Consider the following 25,261-nt stretch of genomic DNA (forward strand, 5'->3'; position numbering starts at 1 on the left):
GTAATGCTGTTTCACGCAAACAGATGCCCGCCATCATACCGAATAACGAGACTATACGGCAATCTACACCAGTCTGGACGGCATTCGATACAACGCCTCTTCCGAAACTCCACTTGGGTCCTTCCCAACATAAAAAAACCCGGTCATTACGACCGGGCTTGGTTGAGGTACAGAATAATACATATTCTGCCTGCTTATTCTTCTTTAGCTGGTTCTTCCGATGCTGCCGGTGCTGCTTCATCAGCAGAAGCCGTAGGCTCTTCCTCAGCCGCTTGTGGCGGCATCACGGAAGCGATGATGGAATCACCTGACGTCACCAGAGTCAGACCTTTATCAAGCTTAACATCTGCAGCTGTCAAACGATCGCCAATTTCCAGTCCGCTGACATCCACCTCAATAGAGGTTGGCAGATCAGCCGGAAGTCCTTCGACCTCCAGTTGAGTTTCCTGTGTCTGGAACACACCGCCTGCCTTGGAGCCGGCTGCGGTACCTTGGAAGTCGATGGAAACACTAACGCTGATCGGCTTGTTCTTCGAAATTTGCAGGAAGTCCACGTGCAGCAGACGCCCGTTGCGCTCCTGCTGATCCTTGATCAGCACTGGAACCGTTTTGCCACCCTCAAGATTGAGGTTGAACATTTCGGAGCGACCTGTACGTGCTACTTTCAGCATTTCTTTTTCATCTACATGTATCGCGGCACCTTCTAATCCCGGACCATAAACGACAGCCGGAACACGTCCGCCTTGTCTTAACAGGCGCAATGCTGCACCTTTCTTTTCAGTTCTTGGTGTTGCCGTAAGTTGAGCCATTTTTCCGTTGGATTTCATGATTGAACATCCTCCTTCAAGGGATCCTTACTTCATATTTGTTAGGAAGCCATAAAGCTTCTCTCTTAGACCAGAATGGCCTTTTCAAGCGTGGCCGAATCTGGGGCCATATCTATATTTACCCCAATGAAAGACCATCTCAAACACTGACATGTACCTTTTTTTTATTTTTCGGGTGAAAATGGTTCTTTCTGATGAACAAAAAAGCAGCCGGAATCCCTTCCGACCGCTTGTTAAGCCTACATATTTTATGAAGTTATAACCTGGCCAGCTATGCGCTGTTAAGATCATCCTCGTCATCACTTTCACGGATAACCTGCATCTGATCCGTCCCACTGTGAACGATAATGTGCACATCTCCGTCTTCAGGACCGATATCAACATAACGATCTCCGCAGGTATCTTTCGCTTCCCATTCATTCAGCCGAATGATGAAACCCAGATGATGCAGTCCTGCAGCCACCCGAAAACGGGCTTCAGCTGCATTGCCCACTCGCTCAAAGGGGACAGCTCCATCCTCCATGCCTGTGCCCCATACCCAGACATCCCATCCCTCATAATGCTGATCTTCCCGTTCATATCGGAGAGTCACAGTTCGCGAAATAGGTTTGTGGATTTTGATATTCAGCGATGCCTGAATCCCTCCAGCCTCCGCGATAATCTGGGTGGACCCTGGCGCCAGAGCACGTACGATTCCTGCTGTACTGACCGCTGCATGCTCCAGATGAGACGAGCTCCACCGTATATTCATACCTTGCAAAGGCTGGCCGAATTGATCCAGAACCAAGGCGCGGAATCGACTGACACGTGTCGTGTACATCACGGCTTCCCCGATAATCTCAATTCGTTCCGGATGGAGGTAATCAACCTGCAGCGTACACTCTGTGGTAATCGTGCCACATTGGACGCTGATCGTTGCTTCTCCGGTCTGCCCCGTATGAATTGTTCCATCGGATTGAATGGCAATAATATGTGGGTTCGAAGAGCTCCAGGTCACAGATGCATTCTCCACCACATTACCAAAACGGTCTCTGACCGATGCTCGCAAACTGGCAACCTCTCCGGCACTGTACACAAGACGCGGCGAATGAATCTCAATCACAGCCGGTTCAGCACCGCCAGCATACTCTGTGTCGTACAGTACCATCAATGACCATCGTTCTACCACTGCGGTTCCGCTCACCGTCTCAATGACATCTGTACCTGCCTGGTGATCATTCACAACAATATGCCAGTCACCCTCCGGCAGACCCACTTGCTGCTGCTGACTCGTTCCGTTGTAGATCACCACGATCTGATTCCAGGTATCCTGATTTGCTCCGTGATCCAGTGTAAATGCAACCACATTGCCTTCTGCACGCATCATGCGAAGATGATTCCGTACCTGCTCGGCGTTAATCATGCGAAAGGCCGGATGTGTGCGGCGCATATGAATCAGGCCGCGATAATAATCAAACACAGGTCTGAATCGAGCTTTGTTAGCCCAAGTGATCGTATTCACGGCGTCCCCGCTGCGATAACTATTGTGATCTCCTGCTTTGGATCTCAGCATCTCATCCCCTGCATGGAGAAATGGAATTCCCTGTGAGGTAAGCAAAATTCCTGTTGAGAGCAAGGAACGACGAACCATCTCATGATCAAGTACATCATCCGCATCGACATACCGATAAGGGTCCGCCGCTTTAACCGCTGACTCCGCACTGCCTCCTTCCACAGGCTGTCCGTCCCTCCATACCGCGTAACCGAGATCATGCCTGAGGTACATCGTTGTTGCGATTTTGTCCCACAGGTTGAGATTATCATGTGCCGTCACATAATTGACGGATTCCACAGGTGAAGATGTGAAATCATCCAGCGCTCCGGCTACACCCATGGCAATTTCGTACTCCCTACCGTCTGCTCCGGTAACAAAACCTTTCCCGATGCCATCACTATCCCCTTTGATGGCACTGCGGAAATGATCGTTGAATACGGCAAATCCCTGACCACGTTGTGTCCCTTTTAACGTTTTCCGCTCCAGAGGTGATTCTCCACCTGTCCACGGCTCCCCGTAGATCAGAAAAGCCGGATCAATCTGTTCTCTTAGCTCGCGAGTCACTTCGTTCATCGTGTCCGTATCAATCAGACCCATGAGGTCGAAGCGAAATCCGTCCACATGATATTCCTCTGCCCAGTACAGGAGAGAGTCCAAAATATATTTCCGCACCATCGGGCGTTCTGTAGCCAGTTCATTGCCCACACCCGAGCCATTGCTTAATGTGCCGTCTTCACGGTAACGATAATAGTAACCCGGTACAATCCGTTCAAAAGGTCCATCATCCACGCTATACGTATGGTTATACACCACATCAAGCACGACACGAATGCCTTGTCGGTGCAAGGAATGAACGAGAGCCTTGAACTCCCGGATTCGAACCGCAGGATCACGTGGATTGGTGGCATAGGAACCTTCCGGCACGTTATAGTGCTGCGGATCATATCCCCAGTTGTATGGCAGTTTGGCATTTGAGCCAACGTCCGTTGTCACTGCCAATTCATCCACCGTCTGATAATCCGCTACAGGCAGAAGGTGCACATGCGTGATGCCAAGTTCGACAAGATGATCTACTCCGATAGAATTGCCACCTCTGTCCGTCAACCCGGAAGCTGTAAATGCCAAATATTTGCCCTTATACGGAATATCGGCATGGGGGTCAGAGGAGAAGTCGCGCACATGTAATTCGTATAGAACTGCATCTGCCGGACGCAAAAATACGGGCTTCACATCCTCTTCCCAATCCACTGGATTGGTTGTATCCAGGTCAATAATGGCTGTTCGCTGTCCATTCACCGATACAGCACGAGCGTAAGGATCGGGTGCCACCGCAATATGCTGATCATCATGCGTAATGTGATACATATAATAATGTCCGGCCCAATCCCCTTCAAGCTGTATACTCCATATTCCATCCGGGTCACGGGTCATCGACCGTTTCTGTCCGTCATCATGTTCGGTTACTCTACCATTTGCATCGTAATGTCCCTCATTATCAAAAATGAGTAGGGAAACCTGCTGTGCTGTAGGTGCCCACAGCTTGAATGTGCTTGCTGTATGCGTATATGTTAAGCCAAGATCGTTGCCTTCATAACGAAAAGATGTCCATTCCGGCATCGTTCCCACCGCCTTTATATCCATTGATTTCGTGTTGTCCCGATGTTACGGAGCGAGACGTCATTTGTCAACCCGGGGTTGTCTGTACTCAACATATCGGTTGAGCAGAGGCTTTCAATTAGCATATTGAATGTGATGCAAATCTACACAGCAATCGCTTTCAAGATACAGCATATGTAAACAAGCGCCATAGATTGACAGCATTTGTACCTGTCCTGATGAAAAAAAGATGGAGAAAAGCAAAACACCCTCACTCCAGAATGGAGAAGGGTGCAACATTACTGTTTTTAAACAACTAATTTGGGTTAGGTCGGCAAGGTACCTTGATGCCTGTTGAGGTTTAGCAAGTGGTGTGAACGTCATTCACCTGAATACATCACCGTCATGGATATAGCGGGAACGCTGACCTGACCGTCTTTGGCTGTACGCAGCGTCTCGGTGCCAGCCTGCCCCTGCTCTACAACCACATTCCATGTACCTGAAGGAACGGAGGTTGTACGGGGTTCTTTGGAAGCATTGTAGATAATGATCATCCGTCCCCATGAATCTCCCACAGCCGTTCCTGACAGTTCATAGGCCAACAGCCCTTTTCCTTTTTCAAGCAATCGAACATACTTCTCAATCTCTTCCCGGGTGCGAAGACGAAAAGCAGGATGCTCGCGCCGAAGACGGATCAGGCCACGATAATAATCATAAACCGGCTTAAACTGCTGCTTTTGCTCCCACCGAATGGCATTAACCGAATCTCCACTCTCATGACTGTTGGCATCACCATATTTACTTCGCAGAAATTCATCCCCAGCCGCAAGCAAGGGAACCCCCTGGGAAGTCAACACGATACCATTAGCAAGCAGACAGCGCCGGACCGTTTCGTTCTCCAGTATGCGATTCGGGTCAACGAGCAAATAGGGCTTCGCCTGCTGTACAGCCTCTTCCACGTTGGCGCTGCCTTTCACACGACCATCCTCGCTATAGGTGATAAATCCCAGTGTATCGTGCAATCCTTGTGTCTGGGCGACTTTGTCCCACAGGTTGAGATTATCATGTACAGTTACATAATTAATCGTTTCAGATGGGCCAGCGGTAAAATCGGTAATGGCTCCCCGTACACCTGTCCAAATATCGTCTTCTTTTTCCTCCGCTCCTGTAGCAAATCCGGTTCCCGTTCCATCACTATCGCCTTTAATCGTTCCACGGAGGTTATCGTTAAATACAGCAAATCCGGCTTCACGTTGTGCTCCCTTAAGGGTCATTTGATCCCCAAGTGGTGATTCCAGCGCTCCCCAGGGTTCACCGTATAAGAGGATGGACGAAGAAACTTTGTCATGCAGTTCTGCTGCGAGTTCTTTCATCGTTGCCGTGTCAATCAGCCCCATCAGGTCAAATCGAAACCCGTCCATATGGTATTCCTCTGCCCAGTACCGTACGGAGTCGATAATGAACTTGCGCACCATCGGGCGCTCCGTAGCCACTTCATTGCCTGTACCTGAGCCATTGCTGTACGTGCCATCCGGATTCTGACGGTAGTAATATCCTGGAACAAGCTTTTCAAATGAACTGGCTGCCGTGTCAAACGTATGATTGTACACCACATCCATAATGACTCCGATTCCCTTCTTATGAAGAGCGAGTACCATAGATTTGAACTCACGAATTCTTGTCTCCGGCTCATCTGCACGGGATGCATAGGAACCTTCTGGAACGTTGTAGTGGAGCGGATCATAACCCCAGTTATAACGTGAGCAATCGGAGGTCCCGTCATCTGTCTTCGATTCGTCCACTGTCGCAAAATCAAAAACCGGTAGCAGATGTACATGAGTGATTCCCAGCTCAGTCAAATGATCGATTCCCAGTGTATTCCCGTTTGAATCACGCAGACCTGTCTCGGTAAAAGCCAGATACTTTCCTTTGTGCCTCATGCCGGATGACTCATGGATCGAGAAATCGCGCACATGCAGCTCATATAAGACCGCATCTACGGGGCTCGTCAGTTCTGGACGAATATCCTCATTCCAGCCATTCGGGTGGGTCTGTTCCAGCCTGACGATGACTCCCATTTCTCCATTCATGGTCACAGCATGTGCATAGGGATCAACCGCAATCTCCTGTCGTCCGTCCTCAAAGGTGGCTCTGTACATATAACGATAACCGTTCCACTCGCCTTCGAGCTTCAGGGACCAGATGCCCTGGTCCTGTTGGTTCATAGGTATTTCTTTCTGTACATCCTGATTCTTCTGTTCATTGGGACTTCCCCCTGTTGAAGGCGGGTATAACAGCACATCCACCTGCGTTGCAGCAGGCGCCCACACTTTGAAACTACAGGCTTGTGGTTCCATCGTGACACCCAGATCTCTTCCTTGGTATGTATCCACTACATTCAATACGTCCAGCTTGTGATGGTCATCAATCATGCTGTATATTCCCCTCTCGATGAGCAATAAAATGGATGTGAACAAATGCTCCTTACCTTTTATACCCCTTCTGTCACCTAACCATAATCTCGGGAATGAAAAAGACCATAAAAAACAAGCCATGCTTCACGTCATTTCACGTAAAACATAGCTTGTTCTTCAAATTACTTTCCGTTTAGCTGGGCATAAGACGCTTCAAATTCGGAAATGAGCTGGTCGCCACCGGATTTTCTCCAGTTCGCCACTTCCTGCTCCCATCCAGCATCATCGATTTTGCCCATAATATATTTGGTCTGTGCATCCCAGATCATCTGGTCCAGCTCCTGGCCACGCTCAGTATAAATGGCAGAAGACAAGGTCAGCGCCGGATTTGGAATGGCATACTGCTCATTCTCACGTGCCATCTTCGTGCCCTTCATACCGATTGGTACATCGACAAGCTCAGGCACATTATAACCTTCAACGCTTAGCAGATTGTCACGATAAGGCTTCACTTCACGCTGGTATCCATCGAAGTCCTTGAACTCGGTTTTGCCATCCGCAGTCTTCGTATAGTGCACATCTTCCAGACCACGCAGCTGAAGCGTACTCAGTGGTTCGTCCATCAGTTGATCCAGGAACGTCAGCACCTGTTTTAACTGTTCTTCGTCCGGTACGGAAGCTTTAGGAATAACAAGCATGCCGTAGTTTCCCGGTTCCCCGGCAATTCGAATGCCATCCGGTCCTTGGAACGGGGCCACATCAATCTCGCCATCAGGCACATTTGGTGTCAGCCGCTGCTGGAACGACTTTCCGTTCTGAGCAACACCGTTCAGCTTCATGGCTACGAGACCAGAGTCGATTTTTTTGTCCGCATCGGAAGGGTCCAGCGCTGGGAAGTCACTGTTGATCAATCCCTCACTGAACAGACGCTTGAACAGCTTCATCGTATCCACATATTCTGTGGTCAGGAATTCAGGGGTAAGTTTACCCGCATCGTTCACACCCCACTTGTTCACCCCACCAATACTTACGGCGATTCGTGTCAGCGGAGAGGATACGCCTTCATTGTACTTTTTGAACAGTACCGTTCCATACGTATCTTCCTTACCGTTACCATCAGGATCATCCTTGCGAATGGAGCGCATCACTTCGTACCAGTCATCCAGCGTTTTTGGTACATCCAGCTTCAGCTTGTCGAACCAGTCCTTGCGGTACACGATGGCTGTACGCCCGATATCGCGAAAGTTGGGTACCCCGTAGACCTTTCCTTCGATCTTGATGTTGTCAAAATAAGCCTCGGATTGAGCAGACAGGTTTTTATAATCCTTCAGGTAGGGTCCAATTTCCCAGAACAGCCCTGTTTTGGCTGCGTTGAATGTTGTGGGTACATAATTCACGCGCATAATGGTCGGCATCTCGCCCGAAGCAACCATGACATTCACTTTATCATCAAAAGCAGACTGCGGAATCCACTGTACGCTGACATCCGTATTCGTATATTCCTCAATCTTTTGTTCAATTCCGTTCTCCTTGGCTGGCACATCACCTACCTGCATCAAAGAGATCGAAATAGGAAGCTTGCCTTCCCCTGCCGCAGGTGCTTTCTCTCCCCCACAGCCTGCAAGCAGTCCGGCGGACATTGCACCAACCACGACCAATCCGCCTAACCGAGACATCCGACCTTTTGGACTCATGAACCATCTCTCCTTTGGATAAAGGTTATGTACATAAGCACTCCGATGACAGAACAACCTTCTGATCGCTGTTATCCCCAGATTTTTTTGATTCCCTTCTTCAGAAGGGAAAATCCGGTGATAAGCGTATGCTTCCGATGCAGCTTTCTTTCAGAAAGCTTTTAGGCGAACGCTTCGCTTCCTCAGGTTATTTCTGTCCTCTCCGTTCTCATGTACATGTTAGTTGGGCTTGTAAAGTTCCATCTCCACTCCTGCCAAAATAAATGGAGCTACCGATTTCGGATCATTAATCCGAATGGATTCCGTCACATAATACTCGTATGACCCGTCACGATACGGGGTACCGCCCAACCCTGCCCCGCCGTTACACTGCGTCAGGGACAATACACCTTCACGGTCCGTTTGCAGCAGATGCAGCAGCAAACCCTGATAACCCTTTTCTGCGATCGCTTTGAACTTGCCACTCAGATACCCCTTACGTACGCCCTTCGCCAGTGCATACACAAACATTGACGTTCCCGAAGCCTCCAAATAATTACGCTCACGCCCTGGCTGATCGAGCAAATGAGGCCATAACCCGGACTGTTGGTCCTGTACATGTACAAGCGCATTCGCTACACGTTCGAAAATCCCTACGATCTGACCCCGCTGCTCATGATCTACAGGCAGATGATCCAGTGTATCCACTACTGCCATCACATACCAGCCCATCGCCCGGCTCCATACATGCGGAGAACACCCGGTTTCTCCCGAGCTCCAGCGCTGTTCCTTGCTCTCATCCCAGGCATGGTACAGCAGACCGCTGCGTGAATCACGTGTACGTTTCTCCACCAGCAGCAGCTGTAATGCCGCCTTGTCAAACCACTTCTCCTCGCCAGTAAACGCACCATACTGCGTTAGAAACGGCGTGGCCATATACAGCCCATCCAGCCACATCTGGAACGGATAGATTTTCTTGTGCCAGAATCCGCCTTCACTCGTCCGGGGCTGTCCCTTAAGCTGTACCATGAGCAAATCCGCGGCTTTACGGTATTTCTCTTCACCCGTTTTGTCCAGCAACAGGAACAGCGATTTCCCCTGGTTAATCTGGTCCAGGTTATATTCCTCGACCGCATACAAGCGAATCGAGCCATCTTCCTGAATGAAGTTATCCATCAGTTCACGGATGTAGTCGAAATATTTCTGTTCTCCAGTATGGATGTACAGCTCTTCCAGCGCTTTCAGCAGACAACCATTTTCATAATGCCAGGTCGGATACAACTCATGATTGCGATAACTTTCCATGAACTGTTCGGCCATCCGTACCGGTGTGAATTGCAGTGTTTCTTTCATGATGTTCCTCCGCTTCCGGCTTTTTATTCAGCCTGTTTTTTGTAGTCTTCGGCATATTCCTCACGAATTTTGGTACCGCCCGCATTGCCCCAATTCTCGATCTCCTGTTTCCAGCCATTTTCATCGATCTTGCCCATAATATATTTGGTCTGCGCATCTGCAATCATCTGATCCAGATCTGCCCCACGATCGCCATAAGTAGGCGAATACAAAGTTAATGCAGGGTTTGGCACAGCATGTTCCGCCAATTCTTTGGCAAGTTCCGTCCCCTTCTCACCCAGTTCGGTATCTTTCAATTTCGGCACATTGTATCCTTCCACGTAAGGCAAGTTATCGCGATATGGCTTCACTTCCCGCTGGAATGCATCGAAGTCGCTCATCTCTACCTGTTCTTCGCCAGCCTTCTTGTAATGTTTGTCTTCAATACCACGCATTAGCAGCGTCGCCATCTCCGGGTCCATCAATTTATCCAGGAAAGACAATAGGTTTTTCAACTCTTCTTCCGATTTCACCGTCGCTTTCGGAAAGGCCAGTATACCGGAGTTACCCGTCTGCCCCGCCACACGGTCACCACTCACGCCAAGCAAACCGGCAATGTCTACTACGCCATCCGGGTCATTCTTGGACAAACGCTCTTGCTGGCTCTTTCCGTTCTGGGCGACACCGATACGCATACCGACAACCCCAGTATCATATTTCTTCTCCGCTTCTGTGGAGTCAAATACAGCAAAGTCCTGATTCAGCAGTTTCTCGCTATACAAACGTTTCAGTAAATCCAGCACCTGCATATATTCCGGTGTCATGAATTCCGGCGTAAAACTGCCGTCATCTTCTACCTTCCACTTGTTTGGTGCACCAAAACTTACGCCAAGGCGTGTAGTGAAGGAATATTGATCCTCGTTATACTTTTTGAAAAGCATTAGTCCAAACGTATTATCCTGACCGTCTCCATCCGGATCGGAGGTCGCCAGCGTTTTGATCGTTTCATACCATTCATCCGGTGTCGTTGGTACTTTGAGATTCAGCTTATCAAACCAGTCTTTACGGTAAATCACCGTTGCACGAGCAATATCAGAGAATACGGGTACCCCGTAGATTTTGCCTTCCACCTTGATATTGTCAAAGAAACGCTCGTTCTGTGCAGACAGATTTTTATAATCCTTCAGCAAAGGTCCAACTTCCCAGAATACATCGTTACGCATCGCACTGGTTACGGTCGGGTTATACTGCACTTTCACAATTTTGGGCATATCGCTGGATGCAATCATGACATTAATTTTGTCATTGTAAGCCGAAGCCGGAATCCACTGAATGTCCAGCTTGGTGTTCGTATACGCCTCGATCTTTTGCTGGACCTCATTGCCTTTGCTCGGTACGTCGCCCACCTGTGCTATTGCAATGGACACATTCTGCACGCCGCCCTCGGCAGCCTGACCTTCATCCGATCCGCATCCTGCCAGCAGGCCTGTTACCAATGCCAGTGTGCTCAAGACAGCTACGGCTTTCTTTTTTGTTGCTTTCATTAAACGAAAACCTCCCCTTTTTATACAGTCGATAACCCGTTCTGATGTTCAACCTGGTGCAATTTCAACCTTTTACCGATCCCAGCATCACTCCTTTGGCAAAGTGCTTTTGCAGGAACGGATACACCAGCATGATTGGAATCGTGGAGAACACAATAACGGCCATGCGAATAGTGAGCGGCTGAATCTCAGTCTCTTCGATACTGGTGTCCCCGATGCGGCTCTGAGCCAGGATGACAATTTCCCGCAACCATACCTGTACGGGCCACTTTTCACTATCGTTGATATAAATGACAGCGTTGAAGAAGCTGTTCCAATGAGCCACCGCGTAAAAGAGAGAGAATGTAGCCATTGCTGGCATCGACAAAGGCAGAACAATACGGAACAATACGCCCACATCGTTACATCCATCGATTTTGGCAGCATCCTCCAGTTCGTCCGGAATGGCTTGGAAGAAGTTCTTAAGTACGATCAGGTTGAACGCACTAATGGCGGTAGGCAGCATCAAAGACCATAATGTATCCGTCAGGTGCAATGATTTTACGACAAAGTAGGTTGGGATCATCCCGCCGCTGAACAACATGGTGAACAGTACACCCAGCAAGATCGGCTGACGTCCACGCAAGTATCTTCTGGAGAGCGGATACGCCATCAGCGACGTGAACAACAGGTTAAGCAGTGTTCCTATTACGGTGATATAAATGGATACACCCAGACTGCGAATCAATGTGTCTGTAGAGAAGATGTAACGGTAAGCAGCGAGGGAGAATTCTTTTGGGAAAAGAATGAATCCTCCCTTGGCCACTTCATGAGGACTAGTAAACGAGACGGCCAAAATATAAATGAACGGGATAACGGTCACGATTCCGATCAATAACAGCAAGCCATGATTGAGGATATCAAAGATCCGATTGCCCCACGTTTTATCCTGTTGCATCTTAATGTTCACTCCTGTCTGGTGAAGAACGTCTGCTGTCAAGTGTTAGTAGACGCCTTCCTCCCCGAATTTTTTGGCCATCGTGTTGGCACCCAATACAAGCGCCAGTCCGACCACCGACTTGAACAAACCGACAGCAGCACTATAACTGTACTGTGCTTGTGTGAGACCTTTGGTGTAGACGTAGGTATCGAATACCTCACCCACATCCCGGTTCGTCGGCGTGAGCATCAGGAAGATCTGTTCAAAGCCTGTATCCAGGAAGTTACCTAGACGCAGAATGAGCAAAATAATGATTGTACTGCGTATGGCAGGCAGCGTAATATGCCATGTCTGACGCCAGCGATTGGCACCATCCATCCGTGCAGCTTCATAGAGCTGTGTATCTACACCGGAGAGTGCCGCCAGGAAAATAATCGTGCCCCAGCCTACCTCTTTCCAGATGGATTGTCCAACAATCATGGTTCGAAACCAGCCGGGCTCAAGCAGAAAAGCTACTTTTTGTCCCGTCAGGTTATAAAGTAATTCGTTAATAGCTCCACCCTCGGTTGTGAAGAGCATGTAGAACACACCAACCACAACAACCCAGGAAACAAAGTGCGGAACATATACCAGCGTCTGAACAAAGCGTTTGAACCTTTCACGGCGAACTTCATTCATCATGAGTGCCAATACAATTGGCAGCGGGAAGAAGAACACCATATTATAAATCGCTAACAAAAACGTATTCCGGAATAAAGTCCAGAACTGCGGTTCCCCGAAGAAACGCTGGAAGTGCTTGAACCCTACCCAGTCGCTGCCCAGAATGCCCTTGTAAGGCGTGTAATCCTGAAAAGCCATCGTAATGCCGTACATGGGTATGTATTTGAAAATAACAAAGTAAAGCACGCCCGGTATCAACATAATATAGAGCCACCGGTTTTTGATGATGTCCCTCCACAGCAGGTTTTTGTCACTGCGGGTAGCGGGTCGTGTCCGAGCCGCCGTTTCGGCTTTCATAGTGTCTTCCTCCCCACATTGGAAACGATTACAAAATATCACTTCCTGAATTCATGTCTTCATTGTGGAGGATAAACGGGTAACTGGCTATCGTCTCGTTTTAGCTTCTTGTTTTCCCTTATGCAGCAAGGGTTTAAGGCATTTGTAATTCTGGGCTGCTCCCCTGAATGAACCACTTTTAACCTCCGATATTCCTGTCTTAACTCTGCTTCAAACGCAGAATAAAGGCTGACCCTGAAACAAAGAAAAACCTGCCTGCCATGGCAGGCAGAGCAGGTTTCTTTTATCGCTGCTGCTCCCGGTATTTTCCGGGGGTGGTTCCCGTAATTTTACGAAATGTACGGATAAAAGCGGTAGGGTTGGTGTAATTGAGTTTCTCGGCAATTTCCGATATTTTCAGATTGGTCGTCTGCAGCCAGGTTTTGGCTTTTTCCATCCGGTATTCGGCAAGGTATTCCGTAAAGTTCACACCAGCCTCCTTCTTGAACACACGGCTCAAATAAACCGGATGAAAATTCAGTTCTTCTGCGCAAGCTTCCAGCGACAATTCGCGATCATATCGCTCTTCGATCAGCCGAATCATGCGCCGGGCAATATTCAAATATTGAGACTCTTCCTGTTCGCGCCAGAATCGAATGACGGGTTGAAATAAACATTTGCGGAACCAGTTCGTCATTTCATCCAATGTGGACAACTTCAGCAGTCGAGCCATAGAGGCCTTTTCGCCCAACACTTCCGCAACATTCCCACCCTGCTCCTGAACAAGCTGATACACACGGGACAACAGCTGAACCATGATAACGGGGTATTCGCTGAAGTGCAGCTTCTTGTCTGCGAGCAGACCGAGGTATTGCTTAAAGTACGCATCGGTTTTCTCCTCGTCCCCTTGCTTGAGTGCAGAAGCCAACTGGTCTTCAATCATCCTGAGCTGTGTATATAACGCTGCCTCCGTCTGACCGCGCGGCTGAATATCCTCATAATGCAAAATAATACGGCTGCCCAGACTTACCCTGCCTTGCAGCGCCTCACGACTCTCCTGGTAAGCCCTTGGTGAATCACCTATTGCAGAATAGTAGCGACTAATACCGATACTTACAGGCAGATTCAGATAGGTCACGACCCGCTCACGAATCAATTCCGCTTGAGTGTGCATCCACTCTTTTAGTTGTACTTCATCATCCAACACGGATGCCAATACCGTAACCTGGGCGTCATCAATCATGACAGGTGCGAAACGAATCTCAGAGGGCAGCAGCTCACCGACCATATTGTTTAACGCGAACAGCAGCAGATCCCGGTCCTGCTCTTCATATCTTGTCCCTTCAAGAGTATCAATCTGAAGTGTAAGTACCCCAAGTCTAGACCATGAGGTTGGAAAATCGTATAACTGACCCTGATATCTGAAGTCATCTTCCGATATTTTGCCTGTAAGCAGTTTGGTCATAAAAAATTCCTGCAAATGAACATGTTGGCCCTTCATCTGCTCACGCATCGTTTTCTCCGAGCTGAACAAGGTCGATAATCGCTCTTCAATGTATATAAATTCATCCTGGCGGCGTCCCGACGGAGCCATAGGAGAATCCAGTCCTTTCGTAAACTGCAGAAGTCTGGAAATGGGAGAGTACATCTTGCGACTGCCATAAAAGGCTACTAGTCCCGTTAAACATAACATGACCAGCGTAGCCACACCTGTAACCAATGCAATTTTCTGCGACTGGGCGGTTATCTGACTCAGCGATACAACAGATACATACAACCAGCCATTAAGTGGGGACTGCCTGTAGCTAACCGCCACCTGGCTTCCTTCCACCTCTGCGCTGAAGAAACCCTCCGACTGTCCCGTCGTTTGTACCTTTTCGTGGATTTCCTGATTCAGCGTGTCGTATTTCCCATCTTGTTCTGTATCGTTGAGAAAATATTTCTGCTCCCGATCAAGGACGTACATATCCCCTGAATTCGGATTTCGGCTTAGAAATGTACTTAGCTCTGTATCGGCTATGTCTATAACCAGAAATCCCTTGGGTTTCACATTCGTTGGTATCATCGGAATCTTGAATACCATGCTGACCACGTTGTCGGATGAAATAAGGGTAGGCGAGTGTTCTGGTGTCGCTTCACCAACTTCCGCCGATCCCGCCACACTTTCTTTGGTTGAACTCACATTTTGCGTTACCCAGAACAGGCTGTTTGTATATTTCAAATAAGAGCCTATCCGGTCCCGAATACTGAAATCATCCAATTTTCCAAAGGATCGCATCGAAACAACCCAGTCTTCATCCAGATTCACAAGGTAGGCCTGATCGATATTTGTAACCGATTGCAGATTATTAAATCCGGAAGTCAGATCACGAATTTCCTGAAATTCGCTGCTGTCCAGCGGTTTTTTCATCGCTTGTAATACCAAGGGAGAATTCACATATTGGATGGACGATAATTGCAGGCTGCGCAACACTTGTTCTACCCGCATTTGGGTCTGATGCAGAATCTGCAAATTACTCTCCCGCACCTTCTGCTCAATGTCACGTGAAGCAATCGAATAGGAGACTGAACCAATAACAATGACCGGAAGGGCTCCGAGAATCATCGTAAAACAGAGCAAACGCAGCAGGTATTTAGGCAAATAGAGCATCCTCCTTTGTGCATTTTGCGTGATTTGAACGAGAACGATTTCGAAATCACTTCCCGATCGAATGCAAAACGTATGTATAATATCGCTTTCATTGGATTAATTTACTATTGTTATTTTAAAACCCATTGTTATTCAAGTCCACTATTTATTCTTGAAGGTTGACTTCAAGGCAATTTCCAGTTTATATTGAATGCATATTCCTCAATCAAAGGAGAGATTTTGATGTCGGTGAGCGTTCTTAACTAACAAGTTTCATATTCAGGAGTTTGGCCTTCGATTCACTTGTGCCTTGTGGCATACGTGTGTTTCATGATGCGCCATTACCCTGTACTTAGTTAAGAACAGCGGATATCATAAATCGCCTCCGGGATTGTACTTGTCCGGGTCTATTTCCGCGCTGTGTTCAGCGTGGATTTTTTTGTATAGACCTATAACGGGCCCTACTTTCCCGTACGTTAAGGGCGGAGAATGACGTTTGTTCATTCTCCGCCCTTTTTGCGTTTTCCAGGAATATGTTCCATCGCTTTAACCGAAATTCCATTTTATATCCAAGGAGAGATCAAGCATGAATGAAAAAACGTTAACCAGTCTGGGTTATCCCCAAATTCAAAAAAACGTTGCCGCCTGTGCCCTATCCTATTTAGGCAAACGTTACGCAAGAGACATGAAGCCAATGGTGGACGCTCCTCTGATTCAAATGCGTCTGGAAGAGACCGCTGAAGCGGCTGCTTTGATTCGTAACGGCGCCAGTGTGCCCATTCCATCACTGGATGGCATGGAGACCATTATGGATCTGCTAGGTACCGGTTATTTATTTACGGAACGTGATTTCAGCCATCTTGCCCAGTTTCTGCGCAGCTGTGCACAGCTGATGAAATACATGGAAGGCAAATCCGAAGTGGCACCCACAGTAAGTCGCTACGCTTCATCCATGATATGGATGGAATCCCTGCTGAGCGAGATTGAACGCTGTATCCATAGTGGACGCATTCAGGATCAGGCGAGCAAGGAGCTGATACGTATTCGTAAAAAAATGACGGTGAACGAGGAACGAATGAAGCGCAAGCTGGATTCGCTAATAAGCAAACACCGCTCCATCATGCAGGAAAATGTGATTAGTCAGCGTGGTGGAAGAACAGTGCTGCCCATTAAGAAAGAATTCCGCAAACACGTTAAAGGCAGTGTGCTGGATGAATCGGGAAGTGGCCAAACCGTATATATTGAACCTGCTGAATTAGTAGGTCTGCAAATGGAGCTGGCTTCACTGCAAGCCGAGGAATCACGGGAGGAGATGAAAATACTCGGTGACTTAACCTCTCTTGCAGAGTCTTATAATCGAGAAATCTCACTAAACACGGAAACGGTAGGAATTCTGGATTTCCTGTTCGCCAAAGCGAAATATGCGGCGACCATGGACGGACGGACTGTACGTGTCAATGCCAATGGACGGGTTCGGCTTCATCATGCCCGCCATCCGTTTATGGGCGCATCCATGGTTCCGCTTGATTTTGCAATTGGTCAGACGTATTCCTCACTAATCATTACAGGGCCGAATACGGGTGGCAAAACGGTTGCACTCAAAACATTGGGTCTGCTGACATTGATGATGCAATCCGGTCTGCTTGTGCCTGTCGCTGAAGATGGCGAGATGGCCGTGTATCATGAAATTGCTGTGGATATCGGTGATGGACAGAGCCTGGAGCAAGCACTTAGTACCTTTTCTGCACATATTCGCAACATGATTGGCATCCTGGAGCAAGCCGATTCATCGACGCTTGTGCTTATTGACGAGATGGCCTCCGGTACCGATCCCGGTGAGGGAGTGGGACTCTCGATCGCCATGCTGGAGGAGCTGCACAGCCGTGGAGCTACCGTTATCGCTACAACCCATTTTGGGGAAATCAAACATTTTGCTGCAGCCACGCCTGGATTTGAGAATGCAAGAATGGAATTCGATACGGTCTCTCTTCAACCTCTTTATCGATTGCGGATCGGAGAAGCCGGGGACAGCTATGCCTACTCCATTGCACTGAAATTGGGTATGCCACAGCGCATTATTGAGCGATCCAAGCTCATCTCAGATCAGGGTGTCCCGCAAAGTGTCTCTTCCATCTCCTCTCCATCCGTGCCTAATGTAAGTTCAACGTCATCACAAACAAACAGCACGGTTGAACAAGAACGATTGAATGAAACAAGGAACATGATGAAACCTGTCAGTCCGCCCGTACAGACTGGAACAAAAAAGAAATTTGCTGATCGGCCTGAAACATTAGAACCCACCGCCCCTGTTAAAGCATTCCGAAAAGGGGATCGCGTCTATGCAGCTTATCTGAACCAGTCAGGCATCGTCTGTGATGTGGAGGACAGTCGCGGAAATATCGGAGTCATGCTGCGTGGACGTAAAGTCAAAATTCACAAGAAACGCCTGACTTTGCATATTTCTGCACAGGAACTTTATCCGGGCGACGACTATGACCTCGACATCGTGCTGGAGACCAAAGAGAACCGCAAAAAACGCAAACTGATGAGTCGCAAGCATGTGGAAGGATTGAAGATTGAATTGCCCCCTGAAGAATAACCACAGGATTGATATAATGGATTGAGTTGCTATACTTGAATAAACCTGTCGATCGTTCGTGGTTAGAAATTTATCGGGGAAGGAAGACTCGTATGTCTGTTGAGCAGGATACAAAGAAAGTCACTCCAGAAGTTCTTGTATGTCCTTTATGCGGTGAGGCCAATGGTTGCTCCTATGCCGCTGGTCGTCCTCATTCAGAATGCTGGTGTAACCGGGCTGTGTTCCCAGAAGGGGTATTTGACCCCATTCCGGCAGAACAGCGCAGGAAGTCCTGCATCTGCGAGGCATGTCTGGATACGTATAAAAAGAAGAAAGAGCAAAATAAAGAGCCCCACAGTTAACCCTGTGAGGCTCTTCTTCTATCGATATGATTTTGTATTGAAATACAGACCGTTACTTCTGCATTTGTTGATAATGCGCTACAGCCTGCTTCAGTACAGGATGACTCTCATCCATGGACGTATACTGGCTGAGTGCTGCTTCAATCCCTTTTTGCTGGATCGTAGTCTGGAGTTCCACTGCTTCTGGGTCTTCGGAAATGTCAAACTTGCAAGCAGCCGCCATACCCATTGCCAAATGTGTTGTCTCCGTTCCATACTCGTAAGCCTGGAGAGCCGGGCGAACCAGACGATCATTCGGGGACAGTTTCCGCAGCGGCGAACGTCCTACACGAGTTACTTCGTCCGTCAGATGCGGGTTAACGAACCGTTCCAATATTTTGGCAATGTACAACTGATGATCGTCGGCATTGAATCCAAAACGCTTCACCAAAACAGCTCCGGTTTCCTGCAAGGCACCATATACGATGGATTTGACTTTTTCATCGGCAATAGCCTTCTGAATCGTATCATACCCGTTCACATATCCAATATAGGCAGCAATACAGTGTCCGGTGTTTACGGTAAACAGCTTCCGTTCGATATAAGGCTCCAGATCATCCACATACATTACACCCTCAACCGGTTTGAATGCAGGGGCCATTTGTGAACGGTCAACAACCCATTCATAGAAAGGCTCTACCTGTACATGCAATGGATCTTCATGATGCTGAATCGGCACAATCCGATCCACGGCAGAGTCCGGGAAATACACGTACTGATCCGCAAGCTGGCGAGTACGCTCATCAAGTAGACCATATACATGTTCTTTCAACTGCGTGCTGGCTCCAATTGCATTTTCACAGGCAATAATGTGAAGCGGCTGGAAGACATCACCCGTTCCCAGTCTGGACGTAAGTCCTTTTGCAATACCCGGAGCAATATGTTTCAGAATGTTCACACCCACAGCGGTTGTGATCAGTTCAGCTTCTGCAACGTTCTGAGCAACGGTATCCAGATTGGTTCCATCGATTGCACTCACACCGGTAACTGTCTCCAGATCCTTGGCCTCGTTAGCCAGTTCAACCGTATACTCTCCACGCTGCTCTAGAGCCTTAACCAGCTCCTGGTTAACGTCCGAGAAAACGACATTGTAGCCTGCACGGGACAGAATCAACCCGATAAAGCCACGTCCAATATTACCTGCTCCAAAGTGAAGGGCCTTCATAGTTCCATTTCGCTTTCCAAAATAGTGATGACTTCTTCAGCGGTTTGAGCATGACGCAAAGCTTCCATGTTCTCTTCCTCGGCACAGATGACTGCGATGCTGGTCAGGATCTCCATATGTTCTCCACCTTGAGCGGCGATACCAATGACCATATACGCTTTCTCTTCCCCAAAATCAACACCTTGCGGGAACTGAATCACCGATATACCTGTGGACAAAATGAATGATTTGGATTCCTTCGTGCCATGTGGAATTGCAAGTCCGTTGCCGACATACGTGGAGACAATCTCTTCACGCTCCAGCATTTTGTCAATGTATTCAGCGGTGATATGTCCCGCATCTTTCAAAATTTGACCTGCCATACGAATCGCTTCGTATTTGTCCTGAGCCGTTGCATTCATGATGACTTTATCTTTAGTTAACACACTCATGTTTGAATACCTCCAATTTCGGTTTTGCTGCGGTAAAATCCCGCAAGTTCTTGGGACAAGTAATGAATAAGATCATCCCGGTTGCCTTTTTCAAGTAAAGTGATCATTTCTTCCTGCAACAATAGTGCACTGATCTCACTCAGTACCTCCAAGCTTTCCTTCGATAACTGTCTGGGTCCTAGCATCAAGAGCACATGGCTGACACCTGTCGGGTCTTCCGTCGTGCGTAGAAGCGGCTCTGTCAGTTGGAACAGTGTAATGGATGGACTGTGAATGCCATCACTGCGTGTATGAAACAAAGCGAGGGAAGTCCCAGGAATTTTCTGGCTTCCAATCGCTTCACGCTCCTCCAGCAGCCTGGCAATCTCTTCTGGATTATTTAACACACCGGATTGATGTAAAACACTGCACATCGCGTAGGCCGTGTCAAAAAATCCGATCTCCTGATTATCCAACGGGAACACCTGAAACTTGCCGATAATCTGTACGATTTCAATCAGGGTTGCTTCCAGTCCAACTGGATCGGCAATTCGTCCTATTGTCCTTAACTCAGCTTCAGGTGGGGGGCTATGTTCCCGCTGAAGCGTCGTTGTCCTGATGAAGTGCCTTAAACGTTCACTTTCTTCTGCCGTCAGCAGTGGACTCACCTTGTAGTATTGATGTTTATCCATCGGCAGATCCACAGTAGAGAGAACCAGATCATATTCCGTCTTCGGTATACGTGCGGCTTCATACCAGGACACACTGTCCACAATCCGAATCTCGGGAATTTCCTTGGACAGACGGCTCGATAACATCCGTGAAGATCCGATCCCACTCGTACAGACGACGACTGCTCTGATCTCACGTTTCAGCACACGCAGCCGTTCAATGGAAGCACCGAAGTGCATCACCAAAAATCCGATCTCCTCGTCCGGCACATCCGTATGGGGCCAAGCCTCTCGCACCGCTAACTTTACATCCTCAAACAGTGATTCATAATCCTTGCGGATCTGTTGAAGCAGCGGATTACGGATGAGCTGCCGCCCATCCATTCGTTCCAGCACCGGCTCCATATGGGCAATCAGACCTTCACGGAGCATACGATCCTCATGGAACGAATAATGAGTTTTCTGCTGCATCCGATCTGTGAGGGAACGAACCATGTCAAGTAAGACCAGATCGTCTACGGGCAGCAGACGCGAGGAATGAATCGATTGCGCGATTTCAATCAGCAGCCTGTGAAAATAAGCCTGCTCCTCGCTCACAAACTCCAGCCCAAGTTGGGCAGATAGAACACCGCACAGTCTGGAAGCTAAATATTCCGGCACCTTCTGCTCACCATGTAGAGGCATTCCAACGTCTTTTTTGTCCTGTTGAGTACCCCGACCTATGCCAAAGCCTTTGCGAATCCGCACAACCGCTACAGACAATTGGATCAGCAGCTTCATGTATTGACGCTCCGGTATATTTTCCAACCACTCAATATCCGGCTGCCATAATGCATTTTCGACCGTAAGTACATCCTCATGCCCTATCATTTCCAGAAGCTTGCTGTTTACTTTGGAAACTCCATGCTCCGCTTGTCTACCGAACAAATCGGATTCATCCAGATATTCAAGAGCAAGCGCGGAAATAGCCATGCGATGAGCCAGCTCGCTTCCATTGATTTTGACCCCGTATCCACGCCTGCGAACCAACTTCAAGCCAGCCAGCTGAATGCGCGGCTCCAGATCGTCCAGATCATTGCTTGCCGTCGACACGGTTACCTTCAGATCTGAGGCCAGCGCAAGCAGCTTCACAGGCTCGGCTTCATCCAGCAAAATACAAAGCATGAAGAGTTTACGCTCTTCGGGCGTAAACTCCACATATTCGTTAAGCTCAAGTTGTTGACGCAATACGGCCAAATCATCGGAACCGGGATCAATTCGAACCCCGGTTCCCGATTTTTTTTCCAATCTCATACCAAGGGGCTCAAGCCATTGTTCAATCATCTGCAACTCCCGATGTACGGTACGAGTGCTTACTTTGACCGCAACAGCTATATCGCCAGCAGTTACCTCATGCGGATGCTCCAGCAGGAACTCCACGATTTCACGCTGTCTCCTTGTAATATTACTCATCAGGAGTCGGATTTGAGGCGCTCCACCAGTGCCTCATATTCAGGACTCTTCAGGAAGTTATCGATGGAAATATGCTCTGCATTTGGAGCCACGGATTTGGCCCGGTCAGTCAATGTTTTCTGTGTGATGACGATGTCGGCATCTTGTGGAATCTCACTGATCGCCGTATTGGTTACAGCAACATCCACACCGGCTGCCTTCATTTTCTTGCGCAGAATGGAGGCCCCCATGGCACTCGAACCCATCCCTGCATCACAGGAGAATACAATTTTATTGATATCCGTTTTTACTGCCGAAGAAGCAATATCGGCTGCACGGTCAGCTTCCCGATTGTCTTTATCAACAGTGAGGTTGCCTGTTTTGCCCTGATTTTTCATATCCTTCATGCGGTTGGACGCACTGTCCAGATCTTCGTCGTCCTTCTGTTTACCTGTTTTGAGCAGTATAGATGCTACGAGGAACGAGATGATTGCAGCTACGGCTACCCCTGCAAACATGCCAAGATATCCACCCTTAGGTGTTAACAACGAGTATGCAATGATGCTTCCCGGTGACGGTGCTGACACCAAACCAGCTCCAGTCAGCATGAAGGTCAATGTACCCGCTACACCACCAGCCATTGCAGCCAGAATCAGTATCGGTCTCATCAGAATGTAAGGGAAATAAATCTCGTGAATCCCGCCAAAGAAATGGATGATTACAGCACCTGGAGCGGAAGATTTGGCTGATCCGCGACCGAAGAAGCAGTATGCCAGCAAAATGCCGAGTCCAGGTCCTGGATTGGATTCAAGCATGAATAATACGGATTGACCCAGTTCTCTTGCTTGATCCGTACCAATTGGCGTCAAAATCCCATGGTTGATCGCATTGTTCAGGAATAATACTTTTCCTGGCTCAATGATCAAATTGACCAGCGGGAGAAGTCCAGCATTCATCAAAGCTTCTACCCCGGCCGATAACACCTTGCTAATTGCTTCAACAAAAGGCCCGATGCCTTTAAGGGCTAGAAGGGCCAAAATCCCACCAATAATACCAGCGGAGAAGTTGTTAACCAGCATCTCAAACCCTGATTTGATTTTGCCATCAACAGCCTTGTCAAATTTTTTAATGACCCAGGCTCCCAATGGTCCGGCTATCATGGCTCCAAGGAACATTGGAATGTCACTGCCGACAATAACCCCGATGGTCATAATTGCACCGACTACACCACCACGTTGGCCGTGTACCATGGTACCGCCTGTGTAACCGATAAGCAAAGGCAGCAAATATTTGATCATTGGATCAACCAGCAATGCAAAATCTGCGTTAGGGAACCATCCTTTTGGAATGAACAATGCCGTAATTAGACCCCAGGCGATAAATGCACCCATGTTTGGCATAACCATACCACTCAGGAAACGTCCAAACTTCTGAACGCCGACCCGTATTCCTCCGCTTTTCTCGGACTTTGCGTCCACTGAACTCATACTGAAAACCTCCTCAACATATTAAACCTTAATTCCACTGAATTTTGACAACGATGATCCAGACGAACAAAGGTACAAATCTGCAATAAATCTTAATTTACAACCATATCGTAAATGAAAACGGTATCTTCTACAACGAAATGAAAACCTACTTCCGTCATGAACGTTGATGACAAGATTTAAATTTAAAGGATTTTCTAACGTTTGACCTTGTATATGGAATGGAACCTGTTATTCCCTTTCATGTATCATACCCACGAATTAGCCCATTTTAATGACAAATAAAATGGTAAATATATTCTATTTAAACGAGCCATTTCTATTTAATTTAGAAATGATATTGGATCACATTAGAGTGATAAACATTCCATCCCATTCATCATTTAACAACGGCAAAAAAGCGCAATCACCTCACCCTCTCCCAGGTGAAGCCATTGCGCCCAAGTATTCTCCGAATAAGCAGTATCACCATCCGGATCTATAAACAATCATTTCATTTTTTTCACGCTAAACGGACTTTTACATCAAGCTATAGCTCTCGATCCAACCGGTGAATTATACCTTCATATTACTCCGTATGTTTACGATACGCATCCGCATTCATCAATGTGGATAGTGCTGCTGTCAGGTCGCCCTCAACACGAATCTCGATCATCCAGCCTTCCTCATAAGGAGAGTTGTTAACCAGCTCCGGGGAATCCTGCAATGCATCATTCACAGCAATAATCGTTCCACTGACAGGAGAAAACAAATCTGAAACGGTTTTGACGGATTCAATCGTTCCAATACTGTCTTCCGCTTTTACATCCGATTCCAGGTCAGGCAATTCTACAAACACAATGTCACCCAGCTGATGCTGCGCGAACTCGGTAATGCCAATACGTACGGTATCCTCCCCAACGGTCTGCACCCATTCGTGCTCTTCACTGTACAGGAAATCACTTTTCAATTCGCTCATCGATATCCGCCTCGCTTTTCATTAATGAGTGCATGCGTTTCTTTGACCTTAACCTTTTTCCCAGAACATAGCGTATGATATTTTCGATTCAAATGTCAAGATACCTCACAATTTATTTGATTTTCTTCCTTATATACCTGTAACTCAAATGGGCCCTCCCTACATATAATGGTGAATATTAGAAAAGTAAGCGCGATCTTTATAAATAGACGAACATTAAGAAATAAAATAAAAATATCATTCGGTTTTTTTATTCATTTCTATGATATCGTTCTTGACATCAATAGACGATTCAGGCTTTAATGAGAGTAGTCAATGTGTTTAATTGGTCTATGCAATACCCGCGGATGAATGTAAAGGGAGAGATTACCCTTGACACCCGAATCAGGGTGTACATGCGGTAACGCCGAAGGAGTAAACCACCGACAAGCGGAGGTGAATCTCTCAGGCAAAAGGACTTTTACGGGACGCAACTCTGGAGAGCATCTATTCGCCCTGTGCGGGCGTTATGATCACCCAAGGGGAAACCTGCTGCATCAGGCGGCGGGGTAACTCTCAGGTACCAAGGACAGAGCCTAAGAATACAGCGTGCTTCTGGCATGCCGGTTCTTTGGCCTGTCCTTTTCCTTTTTCCCAAAAAAACGAAAACAGGTTATAGAGCGGCGCTGCCTATAGCGTCCTTGCCTTACTTTTATA

The 25,261-nt window shown here is 47.8% G+C and carries 16 protein-coding genes and 1 riboswitch; of the genes, 2 read left to right on the forward strand and 14 right to left on the reverse strand.

Annotated features, from left to right (window positions below; translation table 11 throughout):
* Positions 1-194 precede the first annotated feature (194 nt).
* The 9 genes from BMY78_RS24190 to BMY78_RS24230 form a co-directional block, all read right to left on the reverse strand.
* A complete protein-coding gene (locus tag BMY78_RS24190; protein WP_090903917.1) occupies positions 195-827 on the reverse strand; it encodes a 50S ribosomal protein L25 in 633 nt (210 codons plus the stop codon).
* Positions 828-1,098: 271 nt separating this feature from the next.
* The gene (gene pulA / locus BMY78_RS24195) at positions 1,099-3,978 is read right to left on the reverse strand and encodes a type I pullulanase (RefSeq protein ID WP_090903918.1); all 2,880 of its coding nucleotides are present in this window, start codon (positions 3,976-3,978) and stop codon (positions 1,099-1,101) included.
* A gap of 359 nt (positions 3,979-4,337) precedes the next feature.
* The gene (gene pulA / locus BMY78_RS24200; RefSeq protein WP_090903919.1) at positions 4,338-6,389 is read right to left on the reverse strand and encodes a type I pullulanase; all 2,052 of its coding nucleotides are present in this window, start codon (positions 6,387-6,389) and stop codon (positions 4,338-4,340) included.
* Between the two features lie 164 nt (positions 6,390-6,553).
* On the reverse strand, positions 6,554-8,065 hold the full coding sequence (locus BMY78_RS24205) for an extracellular solute-binding protein (RefSeq protein WP_090903920.1): 1,512 nt from the start codon (positions 8,063-8,065) through the stop codon (positions 6,554-6,556).
* A gap of 219 nt (positions 8,066-8,284) precedes the next feature.
* Positions 8,285-9,397, reverse strand: coding sequence for a glycoside hydrolase family 88/105 protein (locus BMY78_RS24210; protein ID WP_090903921.1), 1,113 nt, complete (start codon positions 9,395-9,397; stop codon positions 8,285-8,287).
* Between the two features lie 23 nt (positions 9,398-9,420).
* The gene (locus BMY78_RS24215) at positions 9,421-10,920 is read right to left on the reverse strand and encodes an extracellular solute-binding protein (protein ID WP_090903922.1); all 1,500 of its coding nucleotides are present in this window, start codon (positions 10,918-10,920) and stop codon (positions 9,421-9,423) included.
* 64 nt (positions 10,921-10,984) lie between these two features.
* Positions 10,985-11,857, reverse strand: coding sequence for a carbohydrate ABC transporter permease (locus tag BMY78_RS24220; RefSeq protein ID WP_090903923.1), 873 nt, complete (start codon positions 11,855-11,857; stop codon positions 10,985-10,987).
* Between the two features lie 45 nt (positions 11,858-11,902).
* Complete coding sequence (locus BMY78_RS24225; RefSeq protein ID WP_063566889.1) at positions 11,903-12,856, reverse strand: ABC transporter permease; 954 nt, start codon at positions 12,854-12,856, stop codon at positions 11,903-11,905.
* 283 nt (positions 12,857-13,139) lie between these two features.
* Positions 13,140-15,476 carry a helix-turn-helix domain-containing protein gene (locus BMY78_RS24230; RefSeq protein WP_177185861.1) on the reverse strand — a complete coding sequence of 779 codons (2,337 nt, stop codon included), beginning with the start codon at positions 15,474-15,476 and terminating at the stop codon, positions 13,140-13,142.
* A 574-nt stretch (positions 15,477-16,050) separates the two neighbouring features.
* Here BMY78_RS24230 and BMY78_RS24235 point away from each other — a divergent pair.
* Entirely contained in the window at positions 16,051-18,063 is a 2,013-nt protein-coding gene (locus tag BMY78_RS24235; protein WP_090903925.1) for an endonuclease MutS2, read from the forward strand.
* A 92-nt stretch (positions 18,064-18,155) separates the two neighbouring features.
* Positions 18,156-18,404 (forward strand): cysteine-rich CWC family protein, encoded by a 249-nt coding sequence (locus tag BMY78_RS24240; RefSeq protein ID WP_090903926.1) that lies wholly within the window; start codon positions 18,156-18,158, stop codon positions 18,402-18,404.
* 52 nt (positions 18,405-18,456) lie between these two features.
* Here BMY78_RS24240 and BMY78_RS24245 read toward each other — a convergent pair whose 3' ends face one another.
* The 5 genes from BMY78_RS24245 to gcvH form a co-directional block, all read right to left on the reverse strand.
* Complete coding sequence (locus tag BMY78_RS24245) at positions 18,457-19,608, reverse strand: mannitol-1-phosphate 5-dehydrogenase (protein WP_090903927.1); 1,152 nt, start codon at positions 19,606-19,608, stop codon at positions 18,457-18,459.
* Entirely contained in the window at positions 19,605-20,039 is a 435-nt protein-coding gene (locus BMY78_RS24250) for a PTS mannitol transporter subunit IIA (protein ID WP_024633110.1), read from the reverse strand. The genes BMY78_RS24245 and BMY78_RS24250 overlap by 4 nt, the downstream gene beginning before the upstream one ends.
* A complete protein-coding gene (locus tag BMY78_RS24255; RefSeq protein WP_090903928.1) occupies positions 20,036-22,141 on the reverse strand; it encodes a BglG family transcription antiterminator in 2,106 nt (701 codons plus the stop codon). The genes BMY78_RS24250 and BMY78_RS24255 overlap by 4 nt, the downstream gene beginning before the upstream one ends.
* Positions 22,141-23,607, reverse strand: coding sequence for a PTS mannitol transporter subunit IIBC (locus BMY78_RS24260; RefSeq protein WP_090903929.1), 1,467 nt, complete (start codon positions 23,605-23,607; stop codon positions 22,141-22,143). The genes BMY78_RS24255 and BMY78_RS24260 overlap by 1 nt, the downstream gene beginning before the upstream one ends.
* Before the next feature lie 568 nt (positions 23,608-24,175).
* On the reverse strand, positions 24,176-24,565 hold the full coding sequence (gcvH, locus tag BMY78_RS24265; protein WP_062324957.1) for a glycine cleavage system protein GcvH: 390 nt from the start codon (positions 24,563-24,565) through the stop codon (positions 24,176-24,178).
* Between the two features lie 347 nt (positions 24,566-24,912).
* Positions 24,913-25,035: riboswitch (glycine riboswitch) on the forward strand.
* The last annotated feature ends 226 nt before the right edge of the window (positions 25,036-25,261 follow it).

The sequence above is a fragment of the Paenibacillus sp. OK076 genome (genome assembly GCF_900110055.1).
Classification (GTDB): domain Bacteria; phylum Bacillota; class Bacilli; order Paenibacillales; family Paenibacillaceae; genus Paenibacillus.

Coding starts and splice junctions, on each gene's coding strand:
- BMY78_RS24190 (WP_090903917.1), bottom strand. CDS start 827: ATGAAATCCAACGGAAAAATGGCTCAACTTACGGCAACACCAAGAACT.
- pulA (WP_090903918.1), bottom strand. CDS start 3,978: ATGCCGGAATGGACATCTTTTCGTTATGAAGGCAACGATCTTGGCTTA.
- pulA (WP_090903919.1), bottom strand. CDS start 6,389: ATGATTGATGACCATCACAAGCTGGACGTATTGAATGTAGTGGATACA.
- BMY78_RS24205 (WP_090903920.1), bottom strand. CDS start 8,065: ATGAGTCCAAAAGGTCGGATGTCTCGGTTAGGCGGATTGGTCGTGGTT.
- BMY78_RS24210 (WP_090903921.1), bottom strand. CDS start 9,397: ATGAAAGAAACACTGCAATTCACACCGGTACGGATGGCCGAACAGTTC.
- BMY78_RS24215 (WP_090903922.1), bottom strand. CDS start 10,920: ATGAAAGCAACAAAAAAGAAAGCCGTAGCTGTCTTGAGCACACTGGCA.
- BMY78_RS24220 (WP_090903923.1), bottom strand. CDS start 11,857: ATGCAACAGGATAAAACGTGGGGCAATCGGATCTTTGATATCCTCAAT.
- BMY78_RS24225 (WP_063566889.1), bottom strand. CDS start 12,856: ATGAAAGCCGAAACGGCGGCTCGGACACGACCCGCTACCCGCAGTGAC.
- BMY78_RS24235 (WP_090903925.1), top strand. CDS start 16,051: ATGAATGAAAAAACGTTAACCAGTCTGGGTTATCCCCAAATTCAAAAA.
- BMY78_RS24240 (WP_090903926.1), top strand. CDS start 18,156: ATGTCTGTTGAGCAGGATACAAAGAAAGTCACTCCAGAAGTTCTTGTA.
- BMY78_RS24245 (WP_090903927.1), bottom strand. CDS start 19,608: ATGAAGGCCCTTCACTTTGGAGCAGGTAATATTGGACGTGGCTTTATC.
- BMY78_RS24250 (WP_024633110.1), bottom strand. CDS start 20,039: ATGAGTGTGTTAACTAAAGATAAAGTCATCATGAATGCAACGGCTCAG.
- BMY78_RS24255 (WP_090903928.1), bottom strand. CDS start 22,141: ATGAGTAATATTACAAGGAGACAGCGTGAAATCGTGGAGTTCCTGCTG.
- BMY78_RS24260 (WP_090903929.1), bottom strand. CDS start 23,607: ATGAGTTCAGTGGACGCAAAGTCCGAGAAAAGCGGAGGAATACGGGTC.
- gcvH (WP_062324957.1), bottom strand. CDS start 24,565: ATGAGCGAATTGAAAAGTGATTTCCTGTACAGTGAAGAGCACGAATGG.